The sequence below is a fragment of the Escherichia sp. AM3 genome (genome assembly GCF_032029835.1).
GTDB lineage: Bacteria > Pseudomonadota > Gammaproteobacteria > Enterobacterales > Enterobacteriaceae > Escherichia > Escherichia coli.
The window spans coordinates 1-450 of sequence record NZ_JAVUPQ010000574.1 but is presented as its reverse complement, the minus strand read 5'-3'; the positions used below and the strand labels follow the sequence as shown (position 1 = coordinate 450).

At 63.1% G+C, this 450-nt stretch carries 1 protein-coding gene; it reads right to left on the bottom strand.

The window, feature by feature from the left end; all coding sequences use genetic code 11:
* Nucleotides 1-450: efflux RND transporter permease subunit (locus RTW80_RS27315; RefSeq protein ID WP_312721215.1), on the bottom strand; the 450-nt coding region annotated here is incomplete at both ends.

Here is a 450-nt window from a genome sequence, read left to right as displayed (position 1 = left end):
CCCATCAGCAGCAGCGGCAGGAACACCGCCACCAGCGACAGGCTCATGGACAGGACCGTGAAGCCCACTTCGCGCGTCCCCTGAAGCGCCGCCTGGAGCGGCTTCATGCCCGCTTCCAGATGGCGCGAGATATTCTCCAGCACCACGATGGCGTCATCCACTACAAACCCGGTGGCAATCGTCAGCGCCATCAGCGACAGGTTGTTAAGACTAAACCCACACAGGTACATGGCGGCAAAGGTGCCTATCAGCGATACCGGAACCGCCACCGCCGGGATCAGCGTGGCGCGCCCCGAGCGCAGGAACAGGAACACCACCAGGATCACCAGCGCGACGGAGATGATCAGCGTTTGCTCTACCTCCTCAAGCGAGGCGCGGATGGTAGGGGAGCGGTCCTGCGCAATCTGGAGGTCGATGGCCGCCGGAATCGTTTCCTGAAGCTCCGGCAGG